The 18,878-nt window shown below is 34.8% G+C and carries 18 protein-coding genes; 11 read left to right on the top strand and 7 right to left on the bottom strand.

Going from position 1 to position 18,878, the window contains the following annotated elements:
- Positions 1–152 precede the first annotated feature (152 nt).
- From AAT17_RS12225 to AAT17_RS12195, 7 genes are read left to right on the top strand one after another with little or no spacing between them, the layout of a single operon-like run.
- Positions 153–1,067, top strand: a complete 915-nt coding sequence (locus AAT17_RS12225; RefSeq protein ID WP_042279416.1) for a MerR family transcriptional regulator — start codon at positions 153–155, stop codon at positions 1,065–1,067.
- Positions 1,060–2,523, top strand: a complete 1,464-nt coding sequence (locus tag AAT17_RS12220) for an NAD(P)/FAD-dependent oxidoreductase (protein WP_060524693.1) — start codon at positions 1,060–1,062, stop codon at positions 2,521–2,523. Before AAT17_RS12225 ends, AAT17_RS12220 begins: the two co-directional genes overlap by 8 nt.
- A gap of 1 nt (position 2,524) precedes the next feature.
- A complete protein-coding gene (locus AAT17_RS12215) occupies positions 2,525–3,364 on the top strand; it encodes a phytoene/squalene synthase family protein (protein ID WP_060524690.1) in 840 nt (279 codons plus the stop codon).
- A gap of 4 nt (positions 3,365–3,368) precedes the next feature.
- Entirely contained in the window at positions 3,369–3,815 is a 447-nt protein-coding gene (locus AAT17_RS12210) for a sterol desaturase family protein (protein WP_042279423.1), read from the top strand.
- Positions 3,815–5,281: a 1-hydroxycarotenoid 3,4-desaturase CrtD gene (gene crtD, locus AAT17_RS12205; RefSeq protein WP_060524687.1), complete on the top strand. Its 1,467-nt coding sequence runs from the start codon at positions 3,815–3,817 to the stop codon at positions 5,279–5,281. Before AAT17_RS12210 ends, crtD begins: the two co-directional genes overlap by 1 nt.
- Positions 5,274–5,897 carry a carotenoid biosynthesis protein gene (locus AAT17_RS12200; RefSeq protein ID WP_060524685.1) on the top strand — a complete coding sequence of 208 codons (624 nt, stop codon included), beginning with the start codon at positions 5,274–5,276 and terminating at the stop codon, positions 5,895–5,897. Before crtD ends, AAT17_RS12200 begins: the two co-directional genes overlap by 8 nt.
- On the top strand, positions 5,876–7,021 hold the full coding sequence (locus AAT17_RS12195) for a lycopene cyclase family protein (RefSeq protein ID WP_060524684.1): 1,146 nt from the start codon (positions 5,876–5,878) through the stop codon (positions 7,019–7,021). Before AAT17_RS12200 ends, AAT17_RS12195 begins: the two co-directional genes overlap by 22 nt.
- On the opposite strand, the gene AAT17_RS12190 is transcribed toward AAT17_RS12195, so the two are convergent.
- The 7 genes from AAT17_RS12190 to AAT17_RS12160 all read right to left on the bottom strand — a co-directional run bounded on the left by AAT17_RS12190 (position 7,008) and on the right by AAT17_RS12160 (position 16,256).
- A complete protein-coding gene (locus tag AAT17_RS12190; RefSeq protein ID WP_060524683.1) occupies positions 7,008–7,727 on the bottom strand; it encodes a hypothetical protein in 720 nt (239 codons plus the stop codon). The genes AAT17_RS12195 and AAT17_RS12190 overlap by 14 nt on opposite strands.
- Positions 7,728–7,784: 57 nt before the next feature.
- Positions 7,785–8,234, bottom strand: coding sequence for a YqhA family protein (locus tag AAT17_RS12185; protein ID WP_052510381.1), 450 nt, complete (start codon positions 8,232–8,234; stop codon positions 7,785–7,787).
- A 122-nt stretch (positions 8,235–8,356) separates the two neighbouring features.
- A complete protein-coding gene (locus AAT17_RS12180; RefSeq protein WP_060524681.1) occupies positions 8,357–10,624 on the bottom strand; it encodes an aconitate hydratase in 2,268 nt (755 codons plus the stop codon).
- Positions 10,625–11,007: 383 nt separating this feature from the next.
- Positions 11,008–11,961, bottom strand: coding sequence for a MoxR family ATPase (locus tag AAT17_RS12175; RefSeq protein ID WP_060524679.1), 954 nt, complete (start codon positions 11,959–11,961; stop codon positions 11,008–11,010).
- Between the two features lie 78 nt (positions 11,962–12,039).
- Positions 12,040–13,473, bottom strand: coding sequence for a peptidylprolyl isomerase (locus AAT17_RS12170; protein ID WP_152557427.1), 1,434 nt, complete (start codon positions 13,471–13,473; stop codon positions 12,040–12,042).
- Entirely contained in the window at positions 13,451–14,302 is an 852-nt protein-coding gene (locus tag AAT17_RS12165) for a hypothetical protein (protein ID WP_042279439.1), read from the bottom strand. The genes AAT17_RS12170 and AAT17_RS12165 overlap by 23 nt, the downstream gene beginning before the upstream one ends.
- On the bottom strand, positions 14,295–16,256 hold the full coding sequence (locus AAT17_RS12160) for a peptidylprolyl isomerase (RefSeq protein ID WP_060524676.1): 1,962 nt from the start codon (positions 16,254–16,256) through the stop codon (positions 14,295–14,297). Before AAT17_RS12160 ends, AAT17_RS12165 begins: the two co-directional genes overlap by 8 nt.
- A 107-nt stretch (positions 16,257–16,363) precedes the next feature.
- Here AAT17_RS12160 and AAT17_RS12155 point away from each other — a divergent pair, with 107 nt between their 5' ends.
- The 4 genes from AAT17_RS12155 to AAT17_RS12140 are packed head-to-tail and all read left to right on the top strand — an operon-like array spanning position 16,364 to position 18,848.
- Positions 16,364–16,852 (top strand): hypothetical protein, encoded by a 489-nt coding sequence (locus AAT17_RS12155; protein ID WP_060524674.1) that lies wholly within the window; start codon positions 16,364–16,366, stop codon positions 16,850–16,852.
- Complete coding sequence (locus AAT17_RS12150) at positions 16,849–17,088, top strand: hypothetical protein (RefSeq protein WP_060524672.1); 240 nt, start codon at positions 16,849–16,851, stop codon at positions 17,086–17,088. Before AAT17_RS12155 ends, AAT17_RS12150 begins: the two co-directional genes overlap by 4 nt.
- 45 nt (positions 17,089–17,133) lie before the next feature.
- Positions 17,134–17,475, top strand: a complete 342-nt coding sequence (locus AAT17_RS12145) for a hypothetical protein (protein ID WP_146105019.1) — start codon at positions 17,134–17,136, stop codon at positions 17,473–17,475.
- Entirely contained in the window at positions 17,472–18,848 is a 1,377-nt protein-coding gene (locus AAT17_RS12140; RefSeq protein ID WP_060524670.1) for an FAD-binding oxidoreductase, read from the top strand. The genes AAT17_RS12145 and AAT17_RS12140 overlap by 4 nt, the downstream gene beginning before the upstream one ends.
- The last annotated feature ends 30 nt before the right edge of the window (positions 18,849–18,878 follow it).

Below are 18,878 nucleotides of genomic sequence, written 5' to 3'. Positions count from 1 at the left end.
TCCTTATCAAATACGATAAGGATTTTTTTTTGACCCATTTTTAATTTCTAATGTTGATTATAGAATAAAAGGTTAAACAAATTACAAAGTACTGTTTGAAGTATTTTATTTTTGTTTAACTTTACCATTGTTATAATTAAACAAATTTTGTTTTGATCAAGAGCAAGTTCAGCATTAAAGATTTAGAAAACCTAAGCGGTATCAAATCACATACTATAAGAATCTGGGAAAAGAGGTATAACTTATTAGAACCAGATAGAACTGATACGAATATCAGGACCTACGATTTAAGTATGTTGCAAAAAATTCTTAACGTAAGTTACCTAAGAAACGCTGGTATTAAAATTTCTACTATTGCCAGCTTGAGCAGCGAAGAAATTGAGGCACAAGTTAGAAAATACGCAGAACGTAACAATAGAAATGATCATGCTATTCAGGAGCTTAAATTGGCTATGGTGAATTTTGATCAAGAAATGTTCCAGCGTATTTACACGAGTGTTTTAGATGAAGTCGGATTTACAGGAGTATTTTATAATCTATTTGTTCCATTTCTTGAAGAACTAGGTTATTTGTGGCAATCTAAAACCATAAATCTTGCTCATGAGCACTTTATAAGCCATTTAATTAAACAAAAAGTGCTGGTAAATCTGGAAAAATACCAATACAAACATTTTGAAGCAACAGATCATGTTTTTGTTTTATTCTTACCAGAAAATGAAATGCATGATTTAGGATTATTATTTTTAAATTATGAACTGTTACGCAGAGGCTGCAACACAGTATATCTAGGTGCTAGTATGATGCTAGATTCCCTACCTTTCTTTAAAAAAGGAGGAATAACACCTACTTATATTACATACATAACGGTACAACCTACTGAAAAACAACTACCTACTTTTTTGAGGCAATTTGATCGAAAGGTAGCTAAAGGTGACGACGTTAAATTATGGATTTTAGGTCATCTAGCTCAAAAGATTAAGCCAAGTGATTTAAGTAAAAATCAAATTGTATTTCCTGGTATTACAAACTTATTAGAACAAATTCCTGAACTTATAACTAATGAATAAAAAGATAGCAATTATAGGTTCTGGTTTCTCATCACTTTCAGCCGCCTGTTACCTTGCAAAGGAAGGTAATATGGTAACCATATACGAAAAGAATGAAACAGTTGGTGGTAGAGCAAGAAGATTAGAAAAAGATGGTTTTACTTTTGATATCGGTCCGTCTTGGTACTGGATGCCAGATATCTTTGAGCGATTCTTTGCAGACTTTGATAAAAAACCATCTGATTATTATCAATTGGATAAATTGAATCCAGGCTACACTGTTTATTTTGAAAATGACAAAATCAACATTGCTGACAATCTAGATGAAATTAAATCCACTTTTGAAGATATTGAGCCAGGCAGTTCACAACCTCTTCAAGAATTTATGGATAAGGCTAGTGAAAACTACGATATTGCCATTAAAAATCTTGTTTATCGTCCAGGAGAATCACCACTAGAATTAGTAACTCCACAAACAGTAAGGAAGCTAGGTGCTTTTGTTGGTAATGTATCAAAGGATGTACGTAAAAAATTCAAAAACCCTAAGTTAATCTCAATATTGGAGTTTCCTGTGTTATTCTTAGGAGCGACACCAAGTAACACTCCTAGCTTTTATAACTTTATGAATCATGCCGATTTTGGTCTGGGTACTTGGCATCCTAAAGGAGGTATGTATGAAGTAATACTAGCCATGAAAAAGCTTGCAGAAGAATTGGGTGTTGTAATAAAAACCAATGCTCCAGTACAAAAGATCCTTGTTAATGAAAGTAATCATGCCTACGGTCTCATGGTTAATGATCAAAAACATTTGTTTGATACCATCGTATCAGGAGCAGATTATCATCATTCAGAAACCTTATTAGAGCCTCAATATAGACAGTACAGCGAATCATATTGGGATAAAAAAACATTTGCCCCTAGCTCACTGATATTTTATGTTGGATTTGATAAAAAATTAAAAAATATTGAGCATCACAATCTGTTTTTTGATACAGATTTTACTAAACATGCCAACGAAATATATGAGCAACCACAATGGCCAGAAGAACCTTTATTTTACGCAAACTTTACCTCGGTTACAGATGAAAGTACAGCGCCGGATGGTTGCGAAAATGGTTTTTTCTTAATTCCACTAGCTCCGGATCTAGAAGACACTCCTGCTTTACGTGAACAATATTTTGACATTATCATGGATCGGTTTGAAAAGAGAACAAATCAAAATGTCAAAAACAGCATCATATTTAAGGAGTCATTTTGTGTTAACGACTTTAAAGAACAATACAATAGTTATAAAGGAAATGCCTATGGAATGGCAAATACACTATTACAAACTGCTTTCTTGAGACCTAACTTAAGAAGCAAAAAAGTTAAAGACTTATTTTTTACAGGTCAGCTCACGGTTCCTGGACCTGGAGTACCACCATCATTAATTTCAGGAAAATTAACCGCTCAGTTGGTTAAAAAATACTCGCTATAAAATGAAAAGTTTATTCGATCAAGTTTCAAGAGAATGTAGTAAGGCCGTTACGCATCGCTACAGTACGTCATTTTCCCTAGCAAGTAAAATGTTAGGTCCTTCTATTAGGCAAGATATTCATAACATTTATGGATTTGTAAGATTTGCTGATGAAATAGTGGATACATTCCATGATTATGACAAGAGAACATTATTAGACCGTTTTGAAGAAGACGTGAAACGAGCTATTGAAGATAAAATAAGCCTAAATCCTATTTTAAATTCTTTTCAAGAGACCGTAAATAAATACAATATTACTCCGGATATGTATGGTGCTTTTTTGAACAGTATGCGCCTTGATCTTGATAAATCAGTGTATCTAACTGATGAAGAATATCGTAACTACATATATGGTAGTGCCGATGTAGTAGGACTTATGTCTTTAAAAGTATTTGTAAAAGGTGATGAAGACAAATATGAAGACCTAAAACAAGATGCTATGAGACTGGGAAGTGCCTTTCAAAAGGTAAATTTCTTAAGGGATCTAAAAGCAGATTTAGATACACTAGAACGTAGCTATTTTCCAAATACCAACCTACACGATTTATCAGAAGAAGATAAAGCAAGATTGATAACCGAGATTAAAGAAGACTTTGATGCAGGATTAAGAGGAATTCAACGACTACCAGTAGAGGCAAAGTTGGGAGTTTATACTGCTTATGTTTATTACCGTAGACTTCTTACAAGATTAGAACGTACTCCATCTAGAGAAATAAGAAACACAAGAATACGCGTTCCTAATTATGAAAAAATTGGTTTATTAGCCAAAGGTTATGTAAGTTGTCGCCTGAACTTGATTTAATTATATGGAAATAGTACTCTGGATTGTCATTTTCTTGGCCACATTCGGTGTTATGGAATTCAATGCTTGGTGGATGCACAAATACGTGATGCATGGATTTTTATGGTACTTACATGAGGATCACCATCATAAAAAACATAACAGCTGGTTTGAAAAAAACGATTTCTTCTTTGTTTTTTATGCAGCTGTAAGTATTGCTTTAAAGGTAGCACATAGTGAATATGACTTATGGTGGGCACTACCTATAAGTGCTGGTATTCTAGCCTACGGTATCGCCTATTTCATTGTTCATGACATATTCATACATCAACGCTTCAAATGGCTGAGAAAAGCAAACAATAAATATGCTAAAGGTTTACGCAGAGCTCACAAAATTCATCACAAACATCTAGGAAAAAAAGATGGTGAAAATTTTGGAATGCTAGTAGTGCCATTCAAGTATTTCAAATAATGAAAAAGGCTATCATTATAGGATCTGGAATTGCCGGCCTAGCTGCTGCCTTGCGACTTAAGAAAAAAGGATATCAAGTAAGTGTATTTGAAAAAAACGACTACGCTGGCGGGAAATTACACGCTATTGAACTAGGTAAATATCGTTTTGACTTAGGACCATCACTTTTTACTTTACCTCATTTAATAGACGAATTACATCAATTGTTTCCTAATGAAGAGGTAGATTTTAATTACATCAAAAAGAAAACTGCGTGTCATTACTTTTGGGAAGATGGAACAAGTTTTGAAGCTCCTGCTGATCTTGAAAACTTTGCTGTAAAAGCTGCTGAAATTTTTGACGAAAAACAAAGAACTTTATCTAAATACCTTCAAAATAGTAAGATGAAGTATGAAAGCACAAAAAGTTTATTTTTAGAAAAATCACTACACAAATCAAAAACCTACTTCAGTAAGCAAACACTCAAAGCTATTTTGAAAATTCCCATCCTCGGAATTAATAACACATTAGATCAGGAAAACAAGAAGTTTTCCAACCCAAAACTTAACCAACTATTCAATAGATACGCGACCTACAATGGTTCATCGCCCTATCTCACACCTGGAATCATGTCAATGATTCCCTATTTAGAATTAGGATTAGGAACCTATTATCCTCAAGGTGGTATGCATCGTATCTCGCAGTCTCTGTTTGAACTAGCACAAAAAGTAGGTGTTGAATTTCGCTTTCGCGAAAGCGTAAAAAAGATCAATCACAGCAATAGTAAGGTCACTGGAGTCACCACTGAAAAAGGTACACACGATGCCGATATCGTATTGTGTAACATGGATGTATTTCCTACTTACCGTCAATTATTACAGGACATTAAAGCTCCCGAAAAAACATTAAAGCAAGAACGCAGTAGTAGCGCTCTTATATTTTACTGGGGAATTAAAAAATCCTTTCCTCAATTGGATCTTCACAACATTTTATTTAGTGAAAATTACAAAGCAGAATTTGAGGCTATTTTTAATAATAAATCCTTATACGAGGATCCTACAGTATATATTAACATAACAAGCAAACAATCACCTCAAGATGCCCCTGCAGGATGTGAAAATTGGTTTGTGATGATTAATACACCTGGTGATTATGGGCAAAACTGGGAAAACCTTGTAATAAAAGCTAAAAAAAACATACTATCAAAAATCAAAAGATGCCTTAACATCGATATTGATGAGCTGATTGATGTCGAATATGTTCTTACACCACAAGGTATCGAAAAAAATACGAGTAGTTATCGAGGTGCTTTATATGGAGCAGCTAGCAATAATAAATTTGCTGCTTTCCTTAGACATCCTAATTTTAATAAAACGATTGGGAATTTGTACCATGTAGGAGGATCGGTTCATCCAGGTGGCGGAATACCTTTATGTTTATTAAGTGCAAAAATTACTGCAGATTTAATCCCAAATACAAATGCCTAAAACTGTTACTATCATCATGCTTTGGGTAATACATATAAGTGCGCTTATAGGTATAGCGATGGGTAATCAGGATTTTTTCTTTCCTAAATCACCTTTTACTCTAGTTTATCTGGCCATCTTGTGCGTTTGGTTTTTCCCAGTGAATTCGGTAAAAAAAGCATTGCTTTTTGGCCTCTGTTTTATCACAGGAATGAGTGTTGAATGGATCGGTGTACACACAGGATATTTGTTTGGTGAATACCATTACGGTGTCAATATGGGTTGGAAATTAGATGGTATACCCTACCTTATTGGAAGTAACTGGGCACTATTATCATTCATCACTTATGAAATAAGTAGAAAATATATAACTCAACGTTTTTTGATTCCACTTGTAGGTGCTTTTCTCATGGTGGTTTTGGATTTCTTTCTAGAGCAAATTTGTGATGTGGCTGGATTTTGGCATTTTAATAACGGTGCAGGCTGGTTCAATTATATCTGCTGGTTTTTAATCGCTGCTGCTTTGCAATATGTATTACAATTCTTCAAACTTAAAGGAGATATAAAAATATCTCTGCATTTATATAGCGTTCAACTCATTTTTGCAATTGTGTTATGGATAATCATTACGATATAGCCATTATAGGAATGGGTTGTGCAGGTAGTCATGTAGTACTACAATTGCTCGAGAATGCGCCACATTTAAGAGTGGCTATACTTGATCCATACGGGTCTTTAACTCAAGAAAAAACATGGAGCTTTTGGGAAAAAGGTCCTGGTAAGTATGACGACTTGATCATTGCCAGTTGGAAAAACTGTAGATTTCACACAGGAGATGAGGAATTATCCCTTACCATGAATCCTTACCTATATAAATCAATAGAGAATGTGAAGTTTTCCGCATTCGCGAAAGCGCAATTACAACAAAATTCCAATTATACCTACCTTGAATCCAAGGTTTTAAACATAGACCAAGAAGCAAACCCAAATTATCAAGATGACAAAATATATGTGAATCACGCTAAGGGAACTATCTCATCAGATTTAGTTCTAGATAGTAGACCATTAGAGGTCATACCATCAACTGGGATTACTCTGTTGCAACACTTTAAAGGATGGTTCATTGAAACGCCAGAAGATTATTTTGACCCAAAGGAATTTACTAAAATGGATTATCAACTGGTTGATCCAGGAACAACTAGCTTTGTTTATATACTTCCGTTTTCTAAAAGAAAGGCACTAGTGGAGTATACCTACTTTACTAAAAATCTGGTGCAGGACGATGTTTATGATCAGTACCTTGAAACCTATATTACAGACTTTTTAAAAATTAGTGATTATAAGATAAGCAAGGTAGAAAAAGGGATTATTCCCATGACGAGTCATGATTTTAAACCCTTTAAAAATAAGAATGTAGTTAAAATTGGAACTGCTGGTGGCTGGGTAAAGGCAAGTACTGGTTATAGTTTTAAAAATAGTGAACGACTTGCCCGACAATTGGTAAAAAATTATCTAGAAAATAGACCTCTTTCCTATAAAATGACTAATAAAAAGTACGAAGTTTTTGACGAAACTCTACTGCGCGTTTTACACGAGAATGAAGCTTCTGGACCTGAGATATTTAGTAAAATGTACCAGCGCAACAGTGTACAAAGTATAATGGCATTTCTAGATGAAGAAAGCAGCGTTCTTGCTGAATTAGGAATTATGAAGTCACTTACTTCATGGCCCTTTATAAAGAACTTTTTTAAGTCTCTTTAAACGATAGTAGTTCTGGAATCGTGAAACCTTGCCAACTTCCTGTAATCAAATATGGTTGAAATCTTGAGAACATTTCTTCTTTATACCACTGTAATGCTTGAGTTTGCTGTATGGCTTGTTTATGGTTATTGCCTCTGTAAGCAAACTTTTTTAAAGCCCTTGCATCGTCCCACAGACTAAATGTTGCCATATGTGTAAAAGGGCGTTCTCCTACTCCTGCGGTAAATAATAAACTAGGATTTTCTTTTAAACCTTTTTGAGAAATAGGTACATAATCCCAAAACTTTTTAAGCATGTGCGGTTTAATAGTAGCTCTTGTTATTACCGTAAGGTAGGGATTATTGGTATCAATATCTGAATGCTGCTCAAAAGGGTTTTTCTTTGACCATTGACCATAGGCTTTAATATTTTTCATGTAAAAGGTCAATTGTTGCTCGCTGTGATTAACATATCTCTTATAAAGACTAGAAGAATCAAAAAATTCTTGAGCTTCTTTATGCGAATCCCATACTTGTAATAATCCGTAAACACTCCAATCTGGCCATGGACTAAAACCTTCTTTACCACTTCCTAATAATTTGTATGACTGTAATCCACTTTGTTGGCGCAATGCGCTATGAGCAAATTGCATCATCCAAAATGCCCATATCTTGTCCTTTAATTTAGGGTATTTAAAAAAAGTAAGAGTAGTAATTTGTTTAGACATTGAAATCAATAGATAAAGCTAGCAAAATACGAAACCTGTCTAGGTAAAACATCAGGTTTATTTATTATTTATAAAATAGGTAAGAGCTAAGGTAACTAATGAGAATCCCGCGCCTAGATAAAGTATTTCAATACCTTCGGAGTATGTAACAACTTTACCCGTAAAGGAAATAGCCATTACAAAAATTACCATTTTAATGAGTAACGATTTAAGATCGTCTAATGTTTCAATAACGAGCCACGATGGTAAGTTTTTGATTTTGGCAACGTATAATTCGAATAGTCCCATGGCAACAGTAAAAAAGATAACACCTAATAATACAAGGTCTAGAGACTTTAAGCAATCTTGTATAATGGTATCTTCTTCAGAGTAACCGCTGGCGATATTAATAAGAGCGTGATAAATATCAGATATTGCATATACTTCAATGGCAATAGCTAGAGCAATAATAGCGACTACCCCAATTGTTGCAATAATTTTTAAAAAAACACCCAAGAATTTAAACACAATAATATTTTTATGTAAGGTACACTTAGACAGTTATTTAAAGACAAAAATTTATCCTAATTCTAATAAAAAAAAATCCTCTTCAGTAAGAAGAGGATTTTAAATTTAAGATAACAACTTAATTAAGCTGCGTTTTCTTCTTTAATCTTATTTAAGGCACTTCCTTTATGGAACCACTCAATTTGAGCCTTATTATAAGTGTGGTTTAATTTAATTTGATCTTTTGACCCATCAGCATGTACAACTTCTAAAGTAAGCGGCGTGTCTGGTGCAAATTGATCTAAATCTAAGAAGTTAAACGTATCATCTTCTTGGATCAAGTCGTAGTCTGCTTCATTTGCAAACGTTAGACCTAACATTCCTTGTTTTTTAAGGTTTGTTTCATGGATACGAGCAAAAGATTTAACTATTACAGCTGCTACACCTAAGTGTCTAGGTTGCATAGCTGCGTGTTCTCTTGATGAACCTTCTCCATAATTATGATCACCTATTACTACAGACTTGATACCGTCAGCTTTATAAGCTCTCTGAACTTTTGGTACAGCATCGTATTCTCCAGTAAGTTGATTTTTCACTAAGTTGGTTTGCTTGTTAAAAGCATTAACCGCTCCAATCAAAGTATTATTTGCAATGTTATCTAAATGTCCTCTGTAACGTAACCATGGACCTGCCATAGAAATGTGATCTGTAGTACATTTTCCAAAAGCTTTGATTAACAGTTTTGCACCTTTAATTTCAGTTCCTAATGGCACAAAAGGAGTCAATAATTGTAATCTATCAGAATCGTCTGCAACTACTACTTCTACTCCGCTACCATCTTCAACTGGTGCTAGGTAACCATCGTCTTCTACTTCAAATCCTTTAGGTGGTAATTCCCATCCTGTAGGTTCATCTAGCATCACCTCTTCTCCATCTTCATTGATAAGTTTATCAGTAATTGGATTAAAATCTAGTCTACCAGCAATTGCTATTGCAGCAGTCATTTCTGGTGAAGCTACAAAAGCGTGTGTGTTTGGATTACCGTCAGCACGCTTGGCAAAGTTTCTATTGAACGAGTGAACAATTGAGTTTTTAGGTGCATTTTTTGGATCCTCATAACGAGCCCATTGACCAATACATGGTCCACAAGCATTCGTAAATATTTTTGCATCTAAATCTTCAAAAACCTTTAAGATTCCATCACGCTCTGCAGTAAAACGAACTTGTTCAGATCCTGGATTAATACCAAACTCTGCTTTAGTTTTAAGTCCTTTATCAAGTGCTTGTTGAGCAACACTGCTTGCTCGAGAAAGATCTTCATATGAAGAGTTTGTACAAGATCCTATAAGACCCCATTCCACCTTTAAAGGCCATCCATTTTCTTCAGCTTTTGATTTCATTGTACCAACTTCAGTAGCAAGATCTGGAGTAAAAGGACCATTCAAATGTGGCATTAATTTATCTAAATCGATATCAATTACTTGGTCAAAGTACTGTTCTGGATTTGCATATACTTCATCATCTCCTGTAAGATATTCTTTCACCTCATTTGCAGCATCAGCAATATCTGCACGATCTGTCGCTCTTAAATAGCGTTCCATTGATTCATCGTATCCAAAGGTTGAAGTAGTTGCTCCTATTTCTGCACCCATGTTACAAATAGTACCTTTACCTGTACAAGATAAGTTCTTTGCACCAGGTCCAAAATATTCTACTATAGCTCCTGTTCCTCCTTTTACGGTAAGAATTTCAGCTACTTTTAAGATTACATCTTTTGGTGCAGTCCAACCTGATAATTTACCAGTTAACCTTACTCCGATTAACTTAGGAAATTTAAGTTCCCAGGCCATACCTGCCATTACGTCTACTGCATCGGCACCACCTACACCTATTGCTACCATTCCTAATCCACCTGCGTTTACAGTGTGTGAATCGGTACCAATCATCATTCCACCTGGAAAGGCATAATTTTCAAGTACTACCTGGTGAATAATTCCTGCACCTGGTTTCCAGAATCCAATACCATATTTATTTGATACACTTTCAAGGAAGTTAAATACTTCATTACTCGTATTAAGTGCATTTTGTAGATCCGTATCGGCACCTACTTTAGCTTGAATAAGGTGATCACAGTGCACTGTTGTAGGAACAGCCACTTTATCCTTACCAGCTTGCATAAATTGAAGTAAAGCCATTTGGGCTGTTGCATCTTGACAAGCAATACGGTCCGGAGCAAAGTCTACATAATCTTTACCACGTGTAAAAACCTTTTCAGGGTTTCCATCCCACAGGTGTGAGTATAAAATCTTTTCAGCAAGTGTAAGCGGTTTACCAGTCAATTCACGAGCTTTATCTACTCGTTCTGGCATGTTTGCATACACCTTTTTTATCATGTCAATATCAAAAGCCATATGTGTGTTTTTTTATCCGTTTTTTAGGTGTTGCGAATTTACAAAACAGACTTCATAATTGAAAATAATCAACGACAATCAAAAAACAGTGAAATATTTCCATTAAATCAACTATTTGATAAGATAAAATTTACCAAATAGTCAATTAATATTCGTTATCATTAATAGATTATCAATATAAAATGAATCTAAATAGAATAAAAACGGAGATAATATGGGGTTTGCTTTCGCGAAAGCGAGAGTATTCAACAAGCATAAAGCCGTAAAATCTTAAGATTTTAAAGCCACCTTGAATAGTACTATGACAGCGCTAAGCAACGTTTCCGTCGATTAGCATTAACCAAAATTTAAAACGATTAATTAATTTCTAGTAGAAATGGTTATTACAGAATCTGGGCAATGATACTTTCTTCGGTATAACCTTCTGCCTCGGCCTTATAATTTTTAATAATACGGTGACGTAAGATACCGTTTGCTACGGCTTGTACATCTTCAATATCTGGACTGTACTTACCATTAACAGCTGCGTGAGTTTTGGCAGCTAGAATAAGATTTTGCGATGCACGTGGTCCAGCACCCCAATCTATATATTCCTTTATAATTTCAGGAACATTTTCACCATTAGGTCTTGTTTTCCCTACTAGTCCTACTGCGTATTCAATGACATTATCTGCCACTGGAATACGGCGTACTAATTGCTGAAAATCAACAATCTCCTGAGCTGTGAATAAAGAATTTACAGTTGGTTTGTGGTCGCTTGTAGTAGATTTTACAACATTTACCTCTTCTTCAAAGCTAGGGTATTCGAGTTTGATAGAAAACATAAACCTATCCAATTGCGCTTCTGGTAAAGGGTAAGTTCCTTCCTGTTCAATAGGGTTTTGTGTGGCAAGTACAAAATAAGGTTTATCTAAAACATAATTGTGACCAGAAACTGTAACCTTGCGCTCCTGCATAGCTTCTAGTAAGGCTGCTTGAGTTTTAGGTGGAGTTCTATTAATCTCATCGGCTAGAATAATATTAGAAAACACAGGTCCTTTTATAAATTTAAAGGTCCTATTCTCGTCCAGTATTTCACTTCCTAATATATCACTAGGCATAAGGTCTGGCGTAAACTGTATGCGTTTGAATTGTAGTCCTAGAGCTTGTGAAATTGTATTCACCATAAGTGTTTTGGCCAGCCCTGGAACTCCTACTAGTAAAGCATGTCCTCCAGAAAAAATGGAGATAAGAATTTCGTCGATCACTCGTTCTTGACCAATGATGACTTTTCCTATTTCCTTTTTTAATTCTTTGTGCTTTTTGACTAGATTATCAATCGCTGCTACATCAGACATAGTTTGTTGGTTTATTAATTTAGATTGTTTTTATTACGCTTCTGCGAAAGCATACTAATCACATACTTTATTTGATAATTATTTTGTCCAGTCTACCACAAAATCACATTCTTTAAACTGATCGCCTATCTTAATATAGGTATCCTGTAACTTCTCTTCTTGCCATTCACGTATTTTGTCTACACGTTTCTTTTGCAAGGCTAAATCTTTAATTTTAAGAAAATCGAGAGTATAGTTTGCTTTATGATCCTCAATACGCTTATTAACTTTTAAAATCTTGAAATATACTCTACCTAAATCGTCTTTTTCGTCAATAATTCCACTCACATCTCCTTCTTCCAGAAATTGCAACTGAGCTGATAAAGACGGGTCAATTTTTGTAAGATCGAATCTTTTATCACCAGTTGATGGATTGGTTAAAATTCCACCATTTTTTGAAGTTTCTTCTTCATCGCTTATTTCTTTGGCAGCATCTTCAAACGTGATGTCTCCAATGATAAGTTTGTCACGCATTTTATCGAGTTCTTCACGAGCCTTATTCACTTGGGTAGTAGAGATAAACGGACGTAATAGTATGTGACGAACATCACGATAATCACCACGAATTTTTTCTACATAAACAATATGCCACCCAAACTGAGTTTCAAATGGTTCTGATACTTCACCTTCTGGTGTTGAAAAAGCTACTTCTTTAAATTCGGCTACAAATGGATCCTTTCTTGTTAGACTCAAAATACCACCTTGTCTTTCGGTTCCTGTATCATCAGAGTACAATGCAGCCTTTGCAGCAAAATTACCGCCGTTGTTTATAACGTCGTCACGGTATCTATTTAATTTTGAAATTACATCCTTAACATCTTCTTCTGCCGGTTGTGGTTTAACGATGATTTGAGAAAATTCTACTTCAGTATTAAAGAGTGGTCTCTCGTCCTCTGGAATGTTATAGAAAAATTGTCTAACCTCTTCTGGTGTAATTTCTACTTGCTCAGTAAGTCGTTGCTGCATGCGGTTAGCTAGAAGACCGTCACGATTAAGTTTATTAAGCTCGGCAATAACGGCATCCATACTTTCCCTGTTGTAGTATTTTACTATTTCTTCATCACTACCTAATCTTTGTCTAAAGAAACGCAACATATCATTAGTACGGCTTCTTACCTCTGCATCACTAACATTAATACTATCTTGAATAGCATGGTGGGCATACATTTTCTCACGGATAAGACTTTCAATGAGTTCACACTTTGAAAGTTTTAAATTCCCTTGTTGTAGTTCAACTTGCGATTGCTGCTTTTTAATATCACTATCTAATATTACATAATCACCGATTACTCCAGCTACACCATCTATCAAAAAACGGTTTGTGTTACTAGGTTTTACAGAATCTTGTAGTTGTAAATACGTTTCTTGAACGTTTTCACGATCTGTAGCAGCTACATCTGTTTGTGTTTGGGCTGTTGCATTTAACCAAAAACACAAACTTGCTAGTACACTACTTATAAATTTTAATTTCATTGCTTTGTTTTGCATCATTCAAAATATCCTTTTCAAGTCTTTTTACATACTGCACTTTACTTCTATTGAGTAAAATCTGTTTTATTACAGGCGCTATGTATTCCAAAGGCGCTTCCTCTCCTTTTTTCTTTATTTTTTTGAATTTCACCAAATATACACCAAGACTGTCCTCTAATTTGAAAGAACTTCCTTCTTTGATGTACCATTTCTCATTATTAGGGTTAATAGCCTTTACTTTGTCATAGACTTCACTCTTTTTAACCCATGTTGTGTCATTGAAGTAAAACCTCTTGAATCCTAACTTCAAACTATCCAATTGATTGATTTCTTTTTCGCCAGCGTTACCTATAAGTGCTCTCAATTTATTGATATCTGGATAATTGTTATCGACATAAACGTACAAGTACTGGATGACGTCTTCATTAAGTAAAAATTGTTCACTTTTATCTTCATAGTACTCAGCTATCAGTTCTTTATTAATGATAGTATCAAGATTTTGCTTGATTACTTTCGTAAGATATTCCTGTGTAAACAATTCCGTTTTATATGTATTGACCAATTGATCTAATTGTTCCTGCCTATCTTCTTCGATATTTAACAACGCCTGATCATACATGAGTTTTTCGGTTGCCCAATTGTCAACGTACCTAGAGATAATTGCAATGCTATCTTCAACAGTATAATCACTAGGAAGCTGCTCATTGATATCTGATGCCGTCAAAATATGTTTCCCTACGGTAACCACAGCATTAGTATCAGCCTCCTTTACAAAGTAATCGCATGAAGTGATAGAGAACACTAGTAATATGAAATATAAATATCTATTCACTATAAGCTGCTAGTTGTTTTTTAATTTTCTTGAAGATGTTTTTCTTCACTTTAATTTTACGATCCTTCCTTAACGAGGATAACCACTCCTTTTCTAATTGCTGTTGATAATCATTAATTACATTACCTACAGCTTCTTCAAAGGTTTTTGGAGCAGAAGGTTTAATGGACTTTACATAGACTACTTTGTAAAAACTATCTCCTTCATTGTGATATATAGTAGAAACGCCTTCCTTGACTTCAAAATTGTCTGGTAATCTATTAAAGCTCTCTTCTACTACTCCTGTACTCACAATTATCTTTACTCTACCATTTTCATTTAGGCTTTCTTTAATTTCATCAACTGGTACTTGATCTTTAAGCATTTGTTGTACCTCAGTAGCAACCTCTTTACTAGTATTTTGAGTCAAAATGATGTCCAGCCTTCTTTTCCACTCATACTTTTCCTTGTGCTTGTTGTAATAATCTCGTTGACCGATGCTGTCTTCCTTGGCCTTGTTCCATATTTTTTTCTGCATAAGGTTAAAAAGCAGGTTTGCTTCCTTAAACTCGTTATAAACAAATGCAAAATCCTTATTATCACGCTCTAGGTGTTTATCATAATAGTTCATCACTTGGTCATCAACAAATAAATCAAAGTAAAACTGAACTTGTTCATTAACCGTTTTGTAAAATTGTGGATTCTTCTTCTGTTGGTTTTCAACAAAATTGAAAAAGTCAAATGACATGATATCTGTATCATTAATAGTCAAAACTTTCCTTTCTCTATCCTCAACATTTTGCAACCATTGACCCGTTAGAATGCTATCATTAAATTCCCTTAAAATATAATCTGGCACCTTCAATTTTTGAGGAACTTGATAGCTAGATTTCAATTTATTTACAAATGATTTGGTAATCTTTCTTGACCTAGGAGAACGTTTAATTTTGTTTTCTAGAGTCTTATTAACCTCATCAAATTTTGGCAAGTCATGCTTTTCCAACAATTTTACAATATGCCAACCAAATTTGGTTTCAAAGGGTTTTGTATAAGATCCTTCCTTTTCAATAGAAAGGGCTTTATTTACAAATATGACACTATTCAAACCACCGGTACCAAATCGAGTTAACTCACCACCCTTTGATGCACTATTTAAATCATCAGAAAATTCTCTTGCTAATTCTCCAAAATTTTTACCCGATTCTAACTGCTTATAAATATCTTGAATTCTTGTTGCAGCATCTTGGGTTGTAGCGTTTGGTTTATCAAAGGTCATTATGTGGGCAACCGTAACTTCACCACGATTAGGCCTGCGATCGTTCACCTTTAAAATATGGTATCCAAACTCAGTTCTAAAGGGTTTACTTATAGATCCTACAGGAGTTTTAAAAGCTACACTTTCAAAATCATAAGTCATTCTAAATCCGCCGAACCATCCTAACTCACCGCCATTTCCTGCACTAGGGCCTTCACTAGTTTCACGTGCTAATTTTGCAAAATCTTCCTTTTGTGCTCTTTGATATAGTTGGTAGATTCTATTGTAAGCTTTTAATGTATCCTGTGGTGAAGATCCTTTATCCAGTTTAACAATGATATGACTGGCGTTAACCTCTTCAATACTTCGGTTGTATGCCTCTTGAACCAAAGCATCAGTCACCTCGTTATCAGTAAGGTAATTCTTCGCTAGACTTGATCGTTGTTTTTTTATTTCATTTAAATATTCAGGCTCTTTATCAAGACCTAATTCATAGGCCTGCATAAGTTTTAAACGATAATCTATATACAGTTCTAAATAATTATCTATGTCTTTTTGAGATTCATCCTGTACTATATCAATATTTTTTAAGTACAAGCGCTTGAAAGTACCAGCGTCAAATTCTTGACCATCAATTACTAAAAATGTTTTGTCATCAATATTTTGAGCAAGTATTAAGTTACTTACTATTACAAATAAAAAAACAAATAATTTATTCATAGAGCCCAGATTCATAAGCATGCAAAAATAACCAATGTGATTTCCTATACAAAGCCCTTTCTGCCCCTTAGTGTTAAGTACTATTAACAATTTACGACCATAATGATATGATCAAAACTTCAAATGAGATTACCATTCATAAACCTATCGATGAGGTTATGAAGTTATTTAAGGAACAGGATTATTTTCAGCACTGGCAAAAAGGGCTTATCTCTTTTAAAAACCTAAGCTCACAAACAGGTCAAGTAGGTAGTAAACGCAGCATGAGAATTAAAACCAGCGTTGCTACTATTTCAATGATTGAGGAAATCACACAATTAGACTTACCTCACTTGTGGGCAGCGACTTATCGTACTCGTGGAGTAGTTAATGAACAATGTAACCGCTTTCGCGAAAGCGTAATTAAAAACAACAACTCACAACATAGAGTGACACTTTGGCAAGCTAGTTCTACCTTTAAATTCACCGGGATGATGCGACTAGCAGCCAAAGCAAACCCAAAGGTTTTCACCTCACAAACGCTCCAACATATGCAAGATTTTAAGATATTTGCCGAAACTGGAAAAAGTGTAAAAACAGGTGATTACGTCTTATGAGAAAACTAAAATTAATTTGGGATTTTAAAGGTCCTCATGCACAAAAAACAGCACAGCATCACCTTATTCATTTAAAGGAGTATGTAACTATGGAAGGCATTAATAGCCTAGGAAATGGTGTTGAAAAATTGAATAAAAATCATTACATCGCTTTTCTAGGAGTTAATGAAGATGTTATGCCACCAGTACGAGATGCCCTTAAACCACATCGAGGTCAATTGTGGATAGAAAGTTAAACTAAAAGATCTTTATGTTGTATATTTAATCATAAATCCCAAGCTATGATGACTACCGACCACCTATCCTGGACTATGGAACAATTTCGTGTTTACTTAATTCTGTATTGTTCAAAAATTGATATTTCTCAATCTTGTGAAGAATTAAAGTGGATGCAAACGCACTTTGATAAAGAGCGATATGAAGAAATGCTACTAATTTTTAGACGTGATGCAGATTATAAAAGTATAGTTCGCATTGAGGAATACGTTAAACATAATAACCTCTCAAAACCTCAAGTAGAAAAAATCCTACATGATGTTAAAGACTTTTTTACTGCCGATGGTAGTTATGATATCATGGAACAGCATTTAATGAACGTATTGAAATCAATTTTCAAAGGATGATTCATACCCTTTTTGCCGATCACCTATCTACTAAACAAATCATTCACGGTGCAGGATTAAAAAGCCGATATCATCATATATGGCACATGGATGAGCCACTGGCAGCAGCTTGTGTCCTATTACCAGAATCTACCCAACAAGTAAGCACCATCCTTAAAATTTGTCATGATCATGGACTAGCCGTAGTAACTCATGGCGGATTAACAAATCTTGTAGGTAGCACTGAAACCAAAGAGAACGAAGTGGTAATTTCTCTCGAAAGAATGAATCAAATAGAAGAAATTGATTCTGAAAGCCGAACTGCAACCGTACAAGCTGGGGTTATTCTAGAAGAATTACATCGCGCTACAGATAAACAGGAATTACTATTCCCATTAAATTTTGGAGCTCGCGGAAGCGCACAAATTGGTGGGATCATTGCTACTAATGCCGGTGGTTTGCGTGTTTTAAAATATGGCATGACACGCCATTTAATCCTAGGTTTAGAAGTGGTACTAGCTGATGGTACAATAGTATCCAACCTACGTAAAATTATTAAAGATAATAGTGGATATGACCTTAAACAACTATTCATAGGAAGTGAAGGAACTCTAGGAATAATCACTAAAGCAGTTGTTAAACTCGTAGAGAAACCTAAAAGTAGGTACGCTGCTTATGCTGGATTAAAAAAATATGAGAGCGTTATACAATTACTCAAACATATAGATGCAGGAGCATCAGGTAAACTTACAGGTTTTGAACTTATCTGGAAAAACACCTATGAGCAATTAACAAGTGCCAGTGATGCAGTAAGACCACCGCTTCCCTATGACTATGAGTATTATGTTTTAATCGAAATCCAAGGAGCTCATCCCGATAAGGACATTCAATTACTAGAGCATTTATTGGAGAACGCACTGGAAGAAGAAATCATTGAAGATGCCGTTATAGCGAGATCACAAAGCGAGGTAGACTGGTTCTTTAGAATAAGAGAAGACGTAAATAATTTGGTTGATTTCATGCCTTATGACCAGCATTTTGATATAAGTATTCCTATACCCGAAATAGGCGGTTACATAGCAAGATGTTACTCACGCTTTCGCGAAAGCGGAATAGCTACACAAGTATATGCATTTGGCCATGTAGCCGATGGTAACATACACTTAATGATTGGAAAAAATGACACCAGTAAAGCAACCAAAGAAGCCATTGACCATCTAGTATATCAAGAAATTGAAACTTTAAATGGTTCTGTAAGTGCAGAACATGGTATAGGAAATCATAAAAAGGCTTACCTGAAATTTTCCAAATCAGATTCTGAAATTGCAATAATGAAAGCGCTTAAAAACCAATTAGATCCTAAAGGGATCATGAATCCAGGTAAGATTTTTTAAGTATGAGTTTTTAGATCTAGGAAAGAATTT

Origin of the sequence: Nonlabens sp. MIC269 (assembly GCF_001430865.1) — a bacterium.
Lineage (GTDB): Bacteria > Bacteroidota > Bacteroidia > Flavobacteriales > Flavobacteriaceae > Nonlabens > Nonlabens tegetincola.
The sequence above is the reverse complement of the archived record's forward strand: the minus strand, read 5'-3'. Positions and strand labels throughout refer to the sequence as shown.